This window comes from Streptomyces sp. TP-A0356 (genome assembly GCF_001417775.1).
In the GTDB taxonomy this organism is placed as follows: Bacteria; Actinomycetota; Actinomycetes; order Streptomycetales; family Streptomycetaceae; genus Streptomyces.
Genome location: NZ_BBZJ01000027.1, coordinates 22,869 through 38,066, shown reverse-complemented (window position 1 = coordinate 38,066; position 15,198 = coordinate 22,869). Strand labels below are relative to the sequence as shown.

14 protein-coding genes are annotated in these 15,198 nt (G+C 70.2%); all 14 read right to left on the bottom strand.

Going from position 1 to position 15,198, the window contains the following annotated elements:
* Positions 1-14 precede the first annotated feature (14 nt).
* Positions 15-1,703 carry a carbamoyltransferase C-terminal domain-containing protein gene (locus ASC56_RS28535; protein WP_159039710.1) on the bottom strand — a complete coding sequence of 563 codons (1,689 nt, stop codon included), beginning with the start codon at positions 1,701-1,703 and terminating at the stop codon, positions 15-17.
* Positions 1,700-2,440: a nucleoside phosphorylase gene (locus ASC56_RS28530; protein WP_055494460.1), complete on the bottom strand. Its 741-nt coding sequence runs from the start codon at positions 2,438-2,440 to the stop codon at positions 1,700-1,702. Before ASC56_RS28530 ends, ASC56_RS28535 begins: the two co-directional genes overlap by 4 nt.
* Positions 2,440-3,687, bottom strand: coding sequence for a hypothetical protein (locus ASC56_RS28525; protein WP_055494459.1), 1,248 nt, complete (start codon positions 3,685-3,687; stop codon positions 2,440-2,442). The genes ASC56_RS28530 and ASC56_RS28525 overlap by 1 nt, the downstream gene beginning before the upstream one ends.
* Positions 3,688-3,691: 4 nt before the next feature.
* The gene (locus tag ASC56_RS28520; protein ID WP_055494458.1) at positions 3,692-4,483 is read right to left on the bottom strand and encodes a glycosyltransferase family 2 protein; all 792 of its coding nucleotides are present in this window, start codon (positions 4,481-4,483) and stop codon (positions 3,692-3,694) included.
* Positions 4,480-5,301, bottom strand: a complete 822-nt coding sequence (locus ASC56_RS28515; protein ID WP_055494457.1) for a hypothetical protein — start codon at positions 5,299-5,301, stop codon at positions 4,480-4,482. Before ASC56_RS28515 ends, ASC56_RS28520 begins: the two co-directional genes overlap by 4 nt.
* Before the next feature lies 1 nt (position 5,302).
* On the bottom strand, positions 5,303-6,238 hold the full coding sequence (locus ASC56_RS28510; RefSeq protein WP_055494456.1) for an NAD(P)-dependent oxidoreductase: 936 nt from the start codon (positions 6,236-6,238) through the stop codon (positions 5,303-5,305).
* Positions 6,239-6,261: 23 nt separating this feature from the next.
* A complete protein-coding gene (locus tag ASC56_RS28505) occupies positions 6,262-6,960 on the bottom strand; it encodes a class I SAM-dependent methyltransferase (protein ID WP_055494455.1) in 699 nt (232 codons plus the stop codon).
* Entirely contained in the window at positions 6,953-8,068 is a 1,116-nt protein-coding gene (locus ASC56_RS28500) for a DegT/DnrJ/EryC1/StrS aminotransferase family protein (protein WP_055494454.1), read from the bottom strand. Before ASC56_RS28500 ends, ASC56_RS28505 begins: the two co-directional genes overlap by 8 nt.
* 62 nt (positions 8,069-8,130) lie before the next feature.
* Positions 8,131-9,396: a radical SAM protein gene (locus ASC56_RS28495; RefSeq protein WP_055494453.1), complete on the bottom strand. Its 1,266-nt coding sequence runs from the start codon at positions 9,394-9,396 to the stop codon at positions 8,131-8,133.
* Positions 9,397-9,426: 30 nt separating this feature from the next.
* Positions 9,427-10,455: a GDP-mannose 4,6-dehydratase gene (locus ASC56_RS28490; RefSeq protein ID WP_055494452.1), complete on the bottom strand. Its 1,029-nt coding sequence runs from the start codon at positions 10,453-10,455 to the stop codon at positions 9,427-9,429.
* A 5-nt stretch (positions 10,456-10,460) separates the two neighbouring features.
* Positions 10,461-12,095, bottom strand: a complete 1,635-nt coding sequence (locus tag ASC56_RS28485; protein ID WP_055494451.1) for a HEAT repeat domain-containing protein — start codon at positions 12,093-12,095, stop codon at positions 10,461-10,463.
* Positions 12,092-13,228 (bottom strand): DegT/DnrJ/EryC1/StrS aminotransferase family protein, encoded by a 1,137-nt coding sequence (locus ASC56_RS28480; RefSeq protein ID WP_055494450.1) that lies wholly within the window; start codon positions 13,226-13,228, stop codon positions 12,092-12,094. The genes ASC56_RS28485 and ASC56_RS28480 overlap by 4 nt, the downstream gene beginning before the upstream one ends.
* Before the next feature lie 13 nt (positions 13,229-13,241).
* A complete protein-coding gene (locus tag ASC56_RS28475; RefSeq protein ID WP_055494449.1) occupies positions 13,242-14,192 on the bottom strand; it encodes a UDP-glucuronic acid decarboxylase family protein in 951 nt (316 codons plus the stop codon).
* 293 nt (positions 14,193-14,485) lie between these two features.
* Positions 14,486-15,163, bottom strand: coding sequence for a GTP cyclohydrolase II (ribA, locus tag ASC56_RS28470; RefSeq protein ID WP_055494448.1), 678 nt, complete (start codon positions 15,161-15,163; stop codon positions 14,486-14,488).
* Between the last annotated feature and the right edge of the window lie 35 nt (positions 15,164-15,198).

Below are 15,198 nucleotides of genomic sequence, written 5' to 3'. Positions count from 1 at the left end.
TCACTGTCGGATGGTCACCGTCGGACGAGGTACTCCGGTGTGACCAGCAGATCGACCTCCGGGCACTCCTTCATGAGTGCGACGGCCTGGTCCGCGTAGAGCACCATGGGCTCGCCGCGGGTGTTCAGCGAGGTGTTGATCAGTGCCGGGGCCGCACCCGTCGTCGCCCCGAACTCGTCCAGCAGCAGGCCGAATGAGGTGCCCGACGGCACGAGCTGCGCCCGGGTCGTGCCGTCGACGTGCACGCCCGCCGCGGCCGCCCGCCGTCCCCGCTCTGCCACGGGGTGGGCACAGAGCATGTACTCGCTCAGCCCCGGCAGGGGCTCGGCGAGGCCCAGCCCTGTGAATCCCTCGGCGGTCATCGAGAGCGCCGCCGGCCGCCAGGGGGCCCGCCCCTTGATCCGGTTGATCCGGTCCAGGGTCTCGCGGCGGCTCGGGTCGGCCAGCAGACTGCGGGCGCCGAGCGCGCGCGGCCCGAACTCGGCCGGGCCGTCGAACCACGCGACCACACCACCGCGGGCCAGCACGTCCACCGCCTCGGACCGGACCTTGTCCGGTTCGGTCCGCACCGCGGCCGCCCCCAGGTCCGCGACCAGCCCCGCCGGGAGTGGACCCGGCGCGGGCCCCAGCATGACCGGCAGACCGGCCTCCGTGGACCACGGCCGGACCGGTTCGCCGAGGGTGGCCGCGGTCAGCATCGCGGCGCCCACCGCGGTGCCGCCGTCGTGCGGGGCGACCGTCCCGGCGACGCCCCGGTACCAGCCCGCCTCGGCGATCCGCCGGTTCATGTGGGCGTTGAGCGCCACGCCCCCGGACAACAGCAACTGGTCCGCGCCCGAGAGGCGGTGCAGCCGTTCGGCCAGGGACAGGCCGAGCTCCTCCAGCGTGAGCTGGACGTCGGCGGCGAAGCCCGCGTAGTCGAAGACGTTGCCGGAGCGCCCGGAGTAGGGGAAGACCTGCTCCTCGAACATGCCCAGCCAGGCCTTCGCGATCTCGTCACCGTCCTCCGAGGTCAGCCGGGCCGGCATGGGGCTTCCGGGCTCGAAGCCGAACGCACCGGTGGCCGAGTCGAAGGTCATCAGCCGCCGTCCGCTGGGGGCGGCGTAGGAGGCCAGGCCCATCAGCTTCCCCGCGGCGTTCCAGCCCATGTTGGCGTAGTAGGCGGCCGCCTCGTAGAGGATCCCCAGCGAGTGCTTGGCCGCGTGCCTCTCCAGCAGCCGGAAGTCGCCGTCCCGCACATGGAAGAGCGAGGTCGAGCAGTCGCCGCCGGAACCGTCCAGGACCAGCACGTCCGCGGTGGCATGCGGATTCATGTAGTACGTCTGCGCGGCGTGGCACAGATGGTGGTCGAAGAACATCACCTCCCGCGAGCGCAGCCGGTCCCCCAGCGAGGGAAGCACTCCCGCAATGTGGTCCGGGGACACGGCGACGTCTCCGGGCAGCGGTGACCCCAGCCGCCGTATGTCCTCCTCCGCAGGAGCGCCCCAGGCATAGCCGACGGCGTCCACGTCGGCAGGGGTCAGGCCGTGGGCGGTCAGCAGGGCCAGGGCGGCGTCGTCGGCCGACTCGCCCATGGCATGGCGGCGGCCGCTGATGCGCTCCTGCTCCAGCGCGCCCACCATCACGCCGTCCACCACCAGACACGCGGCGGCGTCGTGCGACCACGTACGGTCGGACCGGCCGATGAGTCCCAGCACAATCACGGATGTTCCTCCCCCTGCTCGTTGTCCAGCGAGAAAGCGCCGCGGGCGGCGGCGACGGCGGCCGCACCGAGGGCCGCGAAGGTCTCCTCGGGGCCGAGGGTGTCGTCGGTGCAGACGAACAGCGCGGCCGCCCGCAGGGACCGCACCGTGGCCAGCGCGAAGAGCGGGGCCGCCTCCATCTCGGTGGCGAGGACCCGGGCCGCGCGCAGCCCGGCCCAGCGGGCCCGCCAGTGCTCGGCGAGCGGGAAGCCCTCCGGCTTCTCCGCGTAGTAGGCGTCCTTGCAGTGGGTCGGGCCCACGAAATGAGTGAAACCGTCCTCCTCAGCGGCACCGACGATCGCCCTGAGCAGACCGAAGTCCGGCACGGCGGGGTACTCCGCGGGCAGGTACTGATGGCTGGTGCCCTCGTCCCGGACACAGCCGGTGGCGATCACCACATGGCCGGCGTTGATATGACGCTGAATGGAGCCGCAGGTGCCGACCCGCACGAAGCGGGTGACGCCCAGCTGGGCCAGTTCCTCGACGGCGATGGCGGTACTCGGGCCGCCGATGCCGGTCGAGGCGACCAGGAGGGGGCATCCCTCGAACTCGGTCTCGGCCACGACGTAACCGCGCCGCTCCCACCGGCCGGTCACCTTGCCCAGGTGCGCGGCGAGCCGCGGCACCCGGTCCGGGTCGCCGGTGAGGAGCGCCGTGGTGGCGGTGGAGTCGATCTCTCCGAGGTGGTGCAGTCTCATCAGGCGCTCCTGAGCTCTCGGTGGTTGCCCTCGCGGGGGGAGGCGTACGGAGCGACCATGGACAGCGCGGCGTTCTCCAAAGCACTCCACGGGTAGGAGGCCGCGTTGGCGAGTCCCGCGGTGCGCAGTGCGGCCCTGCGCATCGGGTCGTCGATCAGTTCGGCCAGCGCCACGCCGATGACGTGCGGAGACACATGGTGCAGCCGCTGGCCGATCCGGCCGGTGCCCACGTCGGCGGCGGGCAGCAGGATGCCTCCGGTGCCGACGGCGTCGCTCATGATGGCCTCGTCATCCGTGTGCAGCAGGGGAACCCCGCACGCCTGGCCCTCCAGGATCACCTGTTCCACGTCACCGCTGTGTGGCACGTTCAGCAGGACGTCGCAGACGTTGATCCGGTCCACGTACGAGAAGTCCGCCGGCAGATACGGCAGCCCGGTGGTGCCCTCGGTGCCTGCCGTGCCGGAGTGCGCCGCGGTACCTGCGGTGAGCACTCCGCGCTGCTCCTCGAAGTCCCCGGCCGAGGGGAACAGCAGGCGGTCGCCCACCCCGTGCAGGGCGGCCAGTTCCCGCAGATTCCAGTGGCCGCGCGGCCGGCAGTGCAGATACAGCCGCAGATCGCGGCCGGGCAGCCGCCGGACCGCTTCGGCGAAGCCCGCGACCGCGCGGGCCACCTGCTTCCGTTCGGTGTTGGTGGCGAACACGCCCACCACCGACGCGTCCGTCAGTCCCGCGTGCACGCGCAGCGCCTCGCGGTCCGCCGACGGCCGGAACTCCTCGGGATCGACGCCCGGCGGCGCGTAGCCGGCCACGGCGATGCCCTCGCTCTCCAGATAGGCGGCGCCCTCGCGAGACGTGGCCCACACCGCGGCACAGGAGCGCTGCGCGTCCAGATGGGTGGGGCTCACCGGCAGTCCGTCGAAGCAGACGTAGCTGACGGTGGGGCCGTGCCAGCCCGCCCGTGTGCACACCTCCACGCATTCCAGGGCGTTGTAGGCGTCCATGTTGAGCAGCAGTACGTCCGGGTGAATGGAGGCGAAGAACTCGGGCAGGGTGTCGGTCCAGTGCCCGCCCTGCTCGGCGGGCCAGACCGAGTAGGGCAGTCCGGCACGGAGGTCATCGGGGCGGGCCTTGATCCCGAAGCAGGCCACCGCGTGACCCGCCCGGGCCAGGGCACCCGCGATGTGCCCGGTGGTACGGCCGAAGCCGCTGGTAAGCGTGGGCGAGTCGGAGAGGATGGCGACAGTCACGCGGTCACCACCGGGGAAGGGCGTCGAGCCCGTGCTTGGCGAGGACGTACTCTTCGTTCTTCTGCGCTCCGTCCGCTTTTCGGCGTGCGTGGTCGATGCCGCGGCCCTGGTCGTTGACCGGTGTGTGGTTCTGGTGGAAGACGCCGACCGCGGGGTCGTAGACGAGGCGCGCGCCGGCCCGTGCGGCACGGCAGGCGAACTCCACCTCGTGAAAGCCCCAGCCGGTCATGCGGGAGTCGAAGGGCCGGTCGTGGTCGTCGGTGCTCAGCGCCGACACCAGCTCTCGGGTGTAGCTGAGGCTGGCACCCCAGAAGGCGGTCCACAGATCGGTCCGGCGGGCCTCGCCGCCGGGGCCGGCCAGATGGGCGCGGCGGCACGCGCTCAACTCCCAAGTGGGCTCGTCCCCTTCGAACTTGGCACCCGTCACGAGCGTCAGCCCAGGCTCGGCGTGCCAGGCGGCGTGCCGGCGTATGAAGTCCGGGCGCAGCCGAACATCGTCCACCTGGACGAAGAGGGAGGTGCGGGGGTCGGAGGCGGCGATGCATTCGTTCCAGCGCCGGGCGCTGAGGTAGTCGGCCTCATGGTCGCGGCGCAGCACCCGCACCCGGTAGGGCAGCTTGCCTGCGGCCTCCTCCAGCGCGTCGGCGGTGCCGTCCGTCCCGCCGTCGTCGAGCACGGTGAACTCCAGCCGGTCCGCCGGCCAGTCCTGGGCGGCGAGGTCGTCCGCCAGTGCGAGGATCTTGGCCCGCTGGTTGTAGGTCATGGTGAAGACGGTGACGAGGGGCAGGGTGGTCACGGGCGTCGATCGCTTCCTGTGTGTGGGGCGTCGTACAGGGCACGGACGAACCGCCGGGCCGCATGCCCCGGGTCGCGCCGAACCGGGTGGACGAAGGGAACATCGCCGCTCCGGTGGGCGCTCGCGACGGACGAGGCGGCGTGGTAGGGCCGGTAGCGGTTGTACGCGGTCATATGGGCCGGGTAGTCGCGGGCGCGCAGCCCCAGCACATCGGGGAGGGTGGGCAGCAGCACCTCCTGCAGCGTGAAGGACTTGCCCAGCTCCTGGTTGCGTGCGACGAACTCGCGCAGCCGCGGGTAGCAGGCGCTGCCGAGCAGCGTGTGGATGTAGCGGGGGGTGAACACCTGCCCGGGGCTGAACGCCCCGTTCATGTGGTCGATGCCGAGGATCTCGAAGAGTTCCGGCAGTTCGGGGCGGAGACTGCGGTACGGGCGCCAGCGCGAGGTCTTCGGTATCCCGCGGACGAAACGCGGGGCCAGGTAGTCGTGGTCGGCCATGGCGGAGGCGAGGAAGTCCTCGAACCCCTCGTTGACGAACGCCATGTCGGACTCGGCGTTGACGACGTAGTCGTAGGGCTGGTCGGCCGCCCACTCCAGCATGTCGAAGAAGAACGGGGTGACCTTGGCGTACGTCAGGGGGCGACTGCACTCCAGCCGCGGAACGTCCGCGGGCGCGGAGGTCGCCGGTCGGTCCACCGGACCGGAGTCGTACCAGTGAACGTCCGCATCCGGGCAGAACCGCCGGATGCCCCGGACCAGATCGTCGAAGAACTCGTCGGGCCCGTGGTCCAGAACCACGAGGCACAGCCGGGCGCCCATGTCAGCCCTTTCCCCGCGCCGCGACGGGCGCGGGCGCCATCAGGCGTGTCGCGGCGACGAGTTCGGCCAGCCCGCTGTCCAGGGTGTGCCGGGTGACGAAGCCGCGGCTGCGGATCTTCTCGTACGAGACTCCGTAGTCGCGCCGGTCCGCGTCGGTACCCACCTCTTCGAAGCGCAGCTCGAAGGGGACCAGGCGTCCGATGGCCTCGGCGAGCTCCGCCTTGGTGCAGTTCATGCTCTCGTGACCGATGTTGAAGACGTCGTCCGCGAGAGCGTCCCAGCAGTCGAGGGCGAAGGCGATGGATCGGGCCATGTCGTGGACATGGATGAAGGTGCGGCGGAAGCCTCCCTCGTAGACCGTAATCCTGCCGTGGTGCACCGCCTGCTTCACGAAGTCGTTGGGAAGGAGGTCGAAGCGCATCCGGGGGCTGGGCCCGAACGCCGTGGCGTAGCGGTAGACGACGCAGTTGCCCGCCTCCAGCACCAGTTGCTCGGCTTCCAGCTTGGTCGTCCCGTACAGGCTCAGCGGTGCGCTGGGCGTCGTCTCCGTGCAGATCTCGTAGGGGATCGCGCCGTAGACGCTTCCGGTCGAGGCGAACACCAGTCGCTGGTCGGGCCGGCGCAGGCCGAGCAGTAGCTTGGTGGCGTTGACGTTGGTGTTCACTGCGCGCTCCGGCTCACGAAGGCATGCCGGATATCCGACGACGGCCGCCAGGTGGACGATTGCGTCCACACCCTCCAGAGCCGCGGAGACGGTCTCCGCGTCGCACGCGTCGCCCCGGACGAACTCGAATCCGGGGCGGGACACACAGGGCAGCAGCCCCTGGCCGCCGGCGTACAGGTCGTCCAGTACCCGCACCCGGTGGCCGTGGTCGAGCAGGACTGGCACCAGCGCGGAACCCACATATCCCGCGCCCCCCGTGACAAGTATGTGCATTGATCCCCTCTTCGTCTGAGTCCCTAGCGGCCCGTCAGCGGTGCCTCGGGGTGCTCCAGCAGCACCGTCCTGATCAGCTCCCCGCTGGGAATCCGGTACTCCTGCACCACGTCCAGGCTCACGTTGAATGGCTCCAGCTCCAGATAGAAGCCGTTGCCGTACAGGTCGCGCGGTGTGTACTTGCCGGTGGGCTTGTCGATGTTCCGGCGCTGGTCGGCCGGGATGTCGGCCTGCCCGTCGGTGATCAGCACGTAGCGGTACCGCCGCAGTTTGGCCAGGACGGCCCGGACGTCGTCGAAGGACATCAGGTAGAGGGCCATCGACAGCAAGCACAGGTCGCCCGGGGGCAACTCGTCCTCGACGAGGTCCGCGACCAGGAACTCGTGCCGCTCGTCTCCGTACCGTCGGCGGTTGTGCTCGATCAGCCGGTCGTAGATGTCCACACCGGTGTAGTGCGTGTCCCCGAGGTCCGTCTCCGCCGCCACCTTGTGGTCGCCGCAGGCCAGATCCACCACCCGGTGGATCTCGGGATGCTCCCGGATGAAGGAGGAGACGAACTCGCGGTAGGGGCGGGTCAGGTCCGAGGGGGAGTCGGAGTAGTACCGGTCGCCGTCGGGGGAGCGCCCCCACTGGTTGTTCTCGTAGACCCAGCCGAACAGCTTCTCCCGGGACGGGCGGTCGCTTGCGGCCGGGGGTGAGGGGGGCGTGACGATCTCATCCATGGAGCACCTCGTACAGGGCGTCGGCCACGTGAGCGGCGTCGTTCAGCGGCATGTCGGGGTAGATCGGGGGGCAGATGTGCGACGGGCACATCCGGTCGGCGCCGGGGAACGGGCCGGTGGCGTAGTCCCGGAAGGCGTCCTGAAGATGGCATGGGGTCTGGTAGACGTAGCCGCCCAGGGCGACGCCGTACTTGTCGCGCAGCTGGTCCTGCACGTCCTGCGGACGGTGCCGCTCCAGCTCGATGATGTACTTGTAGCGGTTGTGGACCGCGTCGGCAGGCGGGGTGAGCAGCCGGACGCCCTCTATGCCGGCCAGCCGTTCGTCGTACACCGCAGCGACCGCGTTGCGGCCCTCGATCATCTCGTCCAGCCGGCGCAGCTGGGTGCGGCCGACGATCGCCTGCATCTCGGTCAGGCGCCAGTTGTACCCGGTCGTGGACATCGTCCCGTCGGGGTTCTTGGCGTGGTCGCGCAGCAGCCGGGCGGTGTCGCGGATCCGTTCGTCGTCGGTGACCAGGAGCCCGCCTTCGCCGCTGGTCATGACCTTGGTGCTGAACAGCGAGAAGGCGGCGGCGACGCCGAAGGAGCCGGCCCGGCGGCCCCGGTAGGAGGCACCGGCGGCGTGGGCCGCGTCCTCCACCAGCGGCACGCCACGCTCCTCGCACAACCGGGCCAGTTCGACGGTGTGCGGTGAGACCAGACCGCCGATGTGCACGGTGACCACCGCGCGCACCCGCGGCCCGAGCTTGGCCGCCACGTCCTCCACGCTCACCGACATGTCGTCCGCCGTGTCGGCGAACACCGGGACGGCGCCAGCCCGCAGCACGGACACGGCGGTGGCGCCGAAGGTGTTGGTGGGCACCACCACTTCACCACCTGCCACACCGACCGCGCGCAGCGCGATCTCCAGGGCAGCCGTGCCGCTGGCGACCGAGACGGCGTGCCGGGTGCCCGCGTGGGCGGCGAACTCCGCCTCCAGCGCCTCACCGTGCGCAGCCATCGTCAGATGGCGGTGATCACGGAAGAGTCGGCCGATCTCGTCGGTGATGTACTGGACATCCGACTCACGGAAGCTGTAGTCGAAGGAGGGTATGCGGATGTCTGACACAGGTGACAGGTCCTCCGGGAGCCGTGCGGAAAGGGATGCCGAATGCGGCGCGGGGGCTCGGGTCACAGGACATCGAGCATCGCGCCGACGGTGGGGTTGACCTGTTCCTGGAGCGAGAGGTAGCGGTAGAAGACCTCTTCGGCGATGCCCCATTCCTTGAGGCGCAGCGGCGAGAACTGGGTGTCGTAGCGGTAGTCGCCGGACAGGTCGTAGGCCCAGATGGCCACGGGTACGAACTCCGGTTGCAGCTTGGCGATGTAGTCGCGTGTCGCCTCGTAGTCCGCGAGTTCGGTGACCCCACCGATGAGCAGATAGGTCACGACCTTGATGCCGCGTTCGCGCAGCAGCTCCACGGCGCGTTCGATCTTCTGCAGGTCGGTGCGCTTGTTGAAAGACTTCAGCAGGTCCCGGGTGATGCCCTCGACGCCGATCTTCACCCGTTCGACGCCCAGTTCGGCGAGCTGGTCGGCGATCTGCGGGGTGATCATGTCGACTCTGGTGTCAATCGTGTAAGACTTCTGCACTCCGGCCTCGCGCAGCGCCTCGGTCAGGGCCGTGAGCCGTTTGCGCGGGGCGTACGTGAACGTCAGGTCGGTGAGGTACACGCCCTGCTCGGAGCGCTGGGCGATATCCGCCACCGCGGTGTCGAGGTCCACGAACCGCACCCGCTCGTCGAGTTCGCTGTACAACTGCTGGACGAGGCAGAACGAGCAGGGAAACCGGCAGCCGAACGACGTCATGACGAAGTCGGTCTGCTGGTCGGCCGGGTAGAGCCGGCTGAGGTTGGGCACCGTGTTCAACGGGATCGGCCGGGGCGCCACATAGCCGGTGCGCCGCTCGCGCACGATGTCGACGATCTGCTCGGAGGGCTCACCGCCGAGCACGCAGTCGAAGTCGTCCTGGAAGCGCTGCCGGTCGAGGGTGAAGAAGTGGCCGACGCCGACCGTGTGCACGCCGAGCTGGCGGAACAGCCGGGAGTAGTGCGCCGCGATGAACGGGTTGCCCCAGTCCTTGGTGGCGATCAGCGGCTCGCCCCCGAGGATGACGACGGACTTGGGGTTGAACGACATGACGATCTCGGCGACTTCGCCGTAGAGACTCCCCCTGCCGTCCACCGCGTCGACGAAGGGCTGGTAGTTCTGGAACATCCACTTCATCGACCAGAACCGCTTGCCGGGCGTGTGGTCGGCGTTGTAGACGACGTGCGAGATGCCGGCCTTCTCCAGGAAGGCCGAGAGATAGGTCAGTGACGGAGCGGCACGGTTGTTGTGGCTGCCGCAGAACCGGTAGTACGGCGGTGCGAGGAGGACGACGTCGACCTCGTCCATGAAGGCTCCCTTCGGCCTGGGGGGATGGCGCTATCGCCCGAGCTTGTGCTCCAGGCGCAGCCAGTCGGTCATCTCGGCGATTCCGTCGCGGGGCGCCCGGGTGGGCTGCCAGGCGAGCAGCTCCCGGGCCTTGCGGATGTCGCTGATGTACACGTCCTGGTCCCCGGTGCGCCGGGCTTCGTAGGTCGCCGGTGTCTCGCGCTCGGTCAGCTCGGCCAGCAGAGCGCCGAACTCGGCCCACACCGACAGGGAGAACTCCGGGCCGCCGCCGATGTTGAAAACCTCGCCGAGGCCGCGCCCGTCCGCGACCACGCTCAGGATGGCGGTGACGAGGTCGTCCACGTGGAGCAGGTCGCGTACCTGGAGACCATCGCCGTAGATGGTGACCGGATTGCCGAGCAGCGCGGACTTGACGAGCCAGCTGACCCAGCCCTGGTCCACGGTGCCGTTTTGCCACTTGCCGTAGATGCACGACATCCGGAAGACGGTGGTGGCCAGCCCGTACGTGTACGCGTAGTCCCGCACGTACAGGTCGGCGGTGAGTTTGGAGACGCCGTACGGGGTCGCGGCGAGGGTCGGGAAGTCCTCGGAGATGCCGTCGGGGTGGTCCGGGAGGACGTGCCGGGTTCCGGCCCGTTCCGTGCGCAGCTGCTCCATGCTGCCGTAGACCTTGTTGGTGGAGGTGAACAGCACGCGGGCGTCGGCGGCGTGCCTGCGTACCGCCTCCAGCACGTTGAGGGTGCCGCGCGCGTTGATGTCGAAGTCCACCGTCGGGTGCGTCACCGAGTCGGTGACCGCGACCTGGGCGGCCAGATGGGCGACCGCGTCGGGGCGGTGTTCGGCCATCACCGCGGCCAGCCCGTCGGCGTCGCGGATGTCCACCGGGTGGAAGCTGACCCGTTCGGCGGCAACCGGGTCCTCCATCAGCGCCTGGAGGTTGCGCAGACTTCCGCGGCGGGAGAGGTTGTCCACCACGGCCACCTCGTGGCCGGCGCGTACCAGCGCCGCGGCCAGATTGCAGCCGATGAACCCGGCTCCGCCGGTGACAAGTGCCCGCATGACCGTCACTCCTTGTTGTGGGTGGTCTGGGTGGTCCTGCCCTGGGAGGCCGCGAGCACCAGCTCGCGTTCGAAGAGCACGCCGAAGTCGTCGTCGCTCGTGTGCTGCGCGACCGCCTCCGCAGCGATACCGGGGTTCCCGGCCGCCGCGGCGAGCCGCAGGCTCTGTATCGCCGCGTACCGCACCCGTCCGGCCCCGTCGGTGCGCAGACAACGGTCGACCTCGGCCAGCGCCGGGGTGCTGCGGCGGGCGCGGCCCATGCGGCCCAGCGCCGCGACCGCCTCCGCCCGTACCACGTCCTCGGGGTGCTGTCGGGAGGCATGGACGACATCGTCGGCGGCGGCGTCGACCTGTTCCCGGTCGGTGCCGTGTTCGGCGAGCATGCCCCAGCACCAGACGGCGGCGCGTGCCGTCTCGTAGTCCTCGTGCGTGAGCCGCTCCCTGACCGCCCGCAGCAGGGCGGGGCGTCCCGTGGCGGTGCCGATCTCGCCGAGGAAGTAGATGGCGTCGCGGGCCGTGGCCGGGTGGCCGTCGGACAGGCAGCGCTCCAGCAGGCGCAGGGCCCGCCGGCGACCTTCCGGGGTGCCGGACAGGCCGAGCGCGAGGGCCGCGAAGGGCAGGGACTCGTCCGGGATCGCGCCGGGCCGGTCCACGGCCGCGACCAGTTCCGGCACGGCGGTCGCACCGAGCCGGGCCAGCGACCAGGCGCATTCGTCACGAGCGTAGAAGGAGGGGTCGGCGAGCCCGCGGACCAGATACGGAACCGACTCCGGGTAGTCGAGTCGGCCGAGGGCTCCGGCCATGCGCCAGCGCACGTCGAAGTCCCAGTACTCCAGCAGATAGCGGCCGAGCAGCGGCACGGTGTCCCGGACCCGCGCATCCTGCCAGAGGCTGCCCAGTGTCATGCCCGCGGACATGGCGGCCGGCCAGGACACGAACTCGTCTTCCAGGACGCGCACCGCCTCTCGGATCCGCTCGTCGGCGGTGCCGCCGTCGGGCGGGAGGAACTGCCGGTCGTTCCGGGTCTCGTGGCCGTAGTGGTAGACGCGGGCCTCGGGCTCGAAACGGATCCAGCGGTTGCCCTCGGGCAGGATCTGCTTGGTCCAGTGGTGGTCCTCCAGCTCGATGACCGTCTCGTCGAACGGCTGCTTCTCCCAGGAGTTGCGGCTGAAGGCGGAGTTGGCGTTCCAGAAGTCGGAGTCGCGCGTCTCGGTGCGGGGCCGGATGTCGGAGAAGATGTCCAGGTCACGCTTGTCGAGGAACTTCGCGTTGATCGGGTAGATCTGCCCGCCGTAGACACCGAGGACGTCCGGGCTGCGCAGCGGGCGGATCAGGTTCTCCAGCCAGCGCTCGTCGGAGGGGATGGCGTGGGCGCTCACGACGACGACGTGGTCGCCGGTGCAGGCCTCGATGGAGCGGTTGAGGGCCGCGCCCGGCCGGTAGTCGGTGATCTGGACGAGGGTGTCGGCGTACGGCTCGGCGATGTCCCGGGAGCCGTCGGTTGAGGCGTTGTCCACCGCGACGACCTCGACGGGTACCGAGCAGCGCTGCGCACGGATGGCCCGCAGCACGGCCCCCAGGTGAACCGCCTCGTTCCGGAACCGGACGATGACGCTCAGCTTCTGCATGGTGGCGCTCACTTCCTGACCGTCGCTTCGGCGAGAGCGGCAGCCACGAGTTCGATGTCGGTGTCGGGCATTCCGGCGTAGGTGGGCAGCCAGAAGGCACGCCGCGCGATGTCCCGCGCGACCGGGCAGTCGGTGCCTGGCCGGGCGAGCACCGGCTGCTCGTGCAGCGGCGGCCAGACGGCACGGGCGTCGATGCCGCGCGCACGGAGGTGGGCGAGGACGGCAGGCCGCCGCTCGGGAGACGTGGTGACGGTGTGCAACCAGCAGGAGTACGTGGCCCAGGGCGCGACCGGGCGCGGCGCGTACGCCGCGGGGTCGAGGCGCTGGTGGTAGCGGCGTGCGACGTCGTTGCGGGCCTCGATCAGTTCGTCCCAGCGGTCCAGCTGGCCGAGGCCCAGGGCGGCGGTCAGATTGGTCATGCGGAAGTTGCGGCCCACCACCTCGTGCACATACGGCTGCTGCGGGCTCATGCCGTGGTTGGCCAACAGCCGCATATGGTCGGCGAGTTCGGACGAGTTGGTGCTGACGCTGCCGCCCTCGCCCGTGGAGATCGCCTTGTTGGCGTGAAAGCTGAAGACGGACACGTCGGCCTGTCCGCCGACGGGGCTGCCCCGGTAGCGGGCGCCGTGCGCCTCGGCGGCGTCCTGGATCACCGGAACGCCCAGATCGCGCAGACCGTCGTAGTCGGCGGGGTGGCCGAGCACGTCGACGGCGATGACCGCCCTGGTGCGCGGGGTGAGACAGGCGCGGACCGCGTGGAGGGAGAGCGTCCAGGTGTCGGGGTCCACGTCGGCCAGTACGGGTACGGCTCCCACGGCGAGGACGGTGGTCGCCGGGGCGGCGAAGGTGAAGGCGGGTACGACGACCTCGTCGCCGGGGCCGATGCCCAGGCCGCGCAGGGCGAGTTCGAGGGCCATGGTTCCGTTGGCCACGGCGATGGTGTGGGTGCGTCCGATCCGCCGGGACAGGGCGTCCTCGAAGCGGGTGACGATGCCCCCGGTGCCGGAGATCCACCCGTCGTCCAGGGCGGAGTGCACATAGGACCGTTCGACGGCGGAGAGGCTGGGGCGGGACAGCGGGACGGTGATGGGTGCGGGGCCGGGCCGGTGGTCGGCGGCCGGGTGGTTGCGGGTACGGGTCGTCATCGGACGGCCCCCTTCACGCGGAGGCGGGAGTGTGCTGTTCGCTGAACCAGGCGACGGTCTCCTTGAGTCCTTCTTCCACGGAGACCTCGGGCGCCCAGCCCAGCAGTTCGGCGGCCAGCGAGATGTCGGGCCGGCGCTGCTCGGGGTCGTCCTCGGGACGGGGCACGTAGGTGATGGGAGCGCTGGATCCGCAAATCCGCCGGACGAGTTCGGCGATCTCCAGAACCGTCATCTCCTGTGGATTGCCGAGGTTGACGGGCCCCGCGCAACCGGAGTCGAGGAGCCGTACGACGCCCTCCACCAGGTCGGACACGTAGCAGACGGAGCGTGTCTGGGTGCCGCTGCCGGTCACCGTGATCGGCTCGTCGTCCAGCGCCTGCCGGATGAAGGTGGGGATGGCCCGGCCGTCGTGGGCACGCATGCGCGGGCCGTAGGTGTTGAAGATGCGCACGATCGCCGTGTCCAGGCCGTAAGTGCGGTGGTAGGCCATGACGGATGCCTCGGCGAAGCGCTTCGCCTCGTCGTAGACCGAGCGTGGACCGATGGGGTTCACGTTGCCCCAGTAGCCCTCGTGCTGTGGGTGGACCAGCGGGTCTCCGTAGACCTCGCTGGTGGAGGCCAGCAGATAACGAGCGCCCTTCTCGCGCGCCAGTTCCAGTGTGTGCAGCGTCCCCACCGATCCGGAGCGCAGGGTGTTCAGCGGGAGTCTGAGGTAGTCCACCGGGCTGGCCGGTGACGCGAAGTGCAGGACCGCGTGCACGTCACCGTCGATGGTGAAGGGCTGGGTGATGTCCTGTCGCACCAGCGAGAAGGGGCCGAACGAGGACAGGTGGGCGACGTTCTGCGGCCGCCCCGTGGAGAGGTCGTCCAGGCAGATGACCTCGTATCCGTCCGTCAGGAGCCGCTCGCAGAGATGGGAACCCAGAAAGCCGGCGCCTCCGGCGACAACGGCACGCTCTCTCACACATCCCCCTAGGTGAGCGCTGTGTCTATACACTTCAGTGTCTATACACGGACTATGACACCGCGCCGGGATGGTGTCAACGGTTGATCACCGGCCGTGGTCCTATATGTGCACCGCCGTGACCTGCGGAAAACGCCCTGAGTGCAAGGGAATTGAAGGCGCGGGGCGACGCGGGTCGGGGCAACGCGAAAGGCCGCGTGGGGCATGGATGCGCGCCACGCGGCCGGGCGAGGTGGCCGATTCGGTTGGGTGGACGGCTCGGAGGGGCAAGGCGGAGCCGGGTCGTCGACGATCTAACCTACCGTCAGTTCCGTGAGGGACAGCGTGTGTTGGGTGTGGATCACCTTCGCGCGGAGATAGCGGACGTTCTGCGCCGTGGAGAAGACGCCCGTGGGCACGCGGTCGGTCACCTTGAGGCCCAGGGTGCGGAGCTGGGCCGCCTTGTCCGGGTTGTTGGAGAGCAGGTCCAGGGCGTCGATGCCGAGGGCACGCAGCATCTGCGCGGCGGCCGTGTAGTCGCGCGCGTCCTCCGGCAGGCCCAGGGCGGCGTTCGCCTCGTAGGTGTCCAGGCCCTGGTCCTGGAGGGCGTACGCGTCGAGCTTGTTGTAGAGGCCGATGCCGCGGCCCTCCTGGCGGAGGTAGAGCAGGACGCCGCCCCGGTCGGCGATGCGTTCCACCGCCTCGCGCAGCTGGGGGCCGCAGTCGCAGCGGGCCGAGCCGAAGACGTCGCCGGTGAGGCACTCGGAGTGCAGCCGCACGAGGGGCGCCTGGCCTGCGGCGGGCTCGCCGAGGATCACGGCCACGTGCTCCTGGCCGTCGGTGAGGCCGTGGAAGGTGACCAGGTCGGCGGTGACCGTGTAGCCGTCGCCGAAGCGGAGCGGGACCGTCACGCGGGTGCGGACCGTGGCGGTGGGGAGCTCGATGAGGCTGCTGCTGTCGCTGGTTGCGGTGGCGTCGCGTGGGTCGCGCATGTGTGACGTCCTTCTCCGGGCCGGGAGGTGGCGGG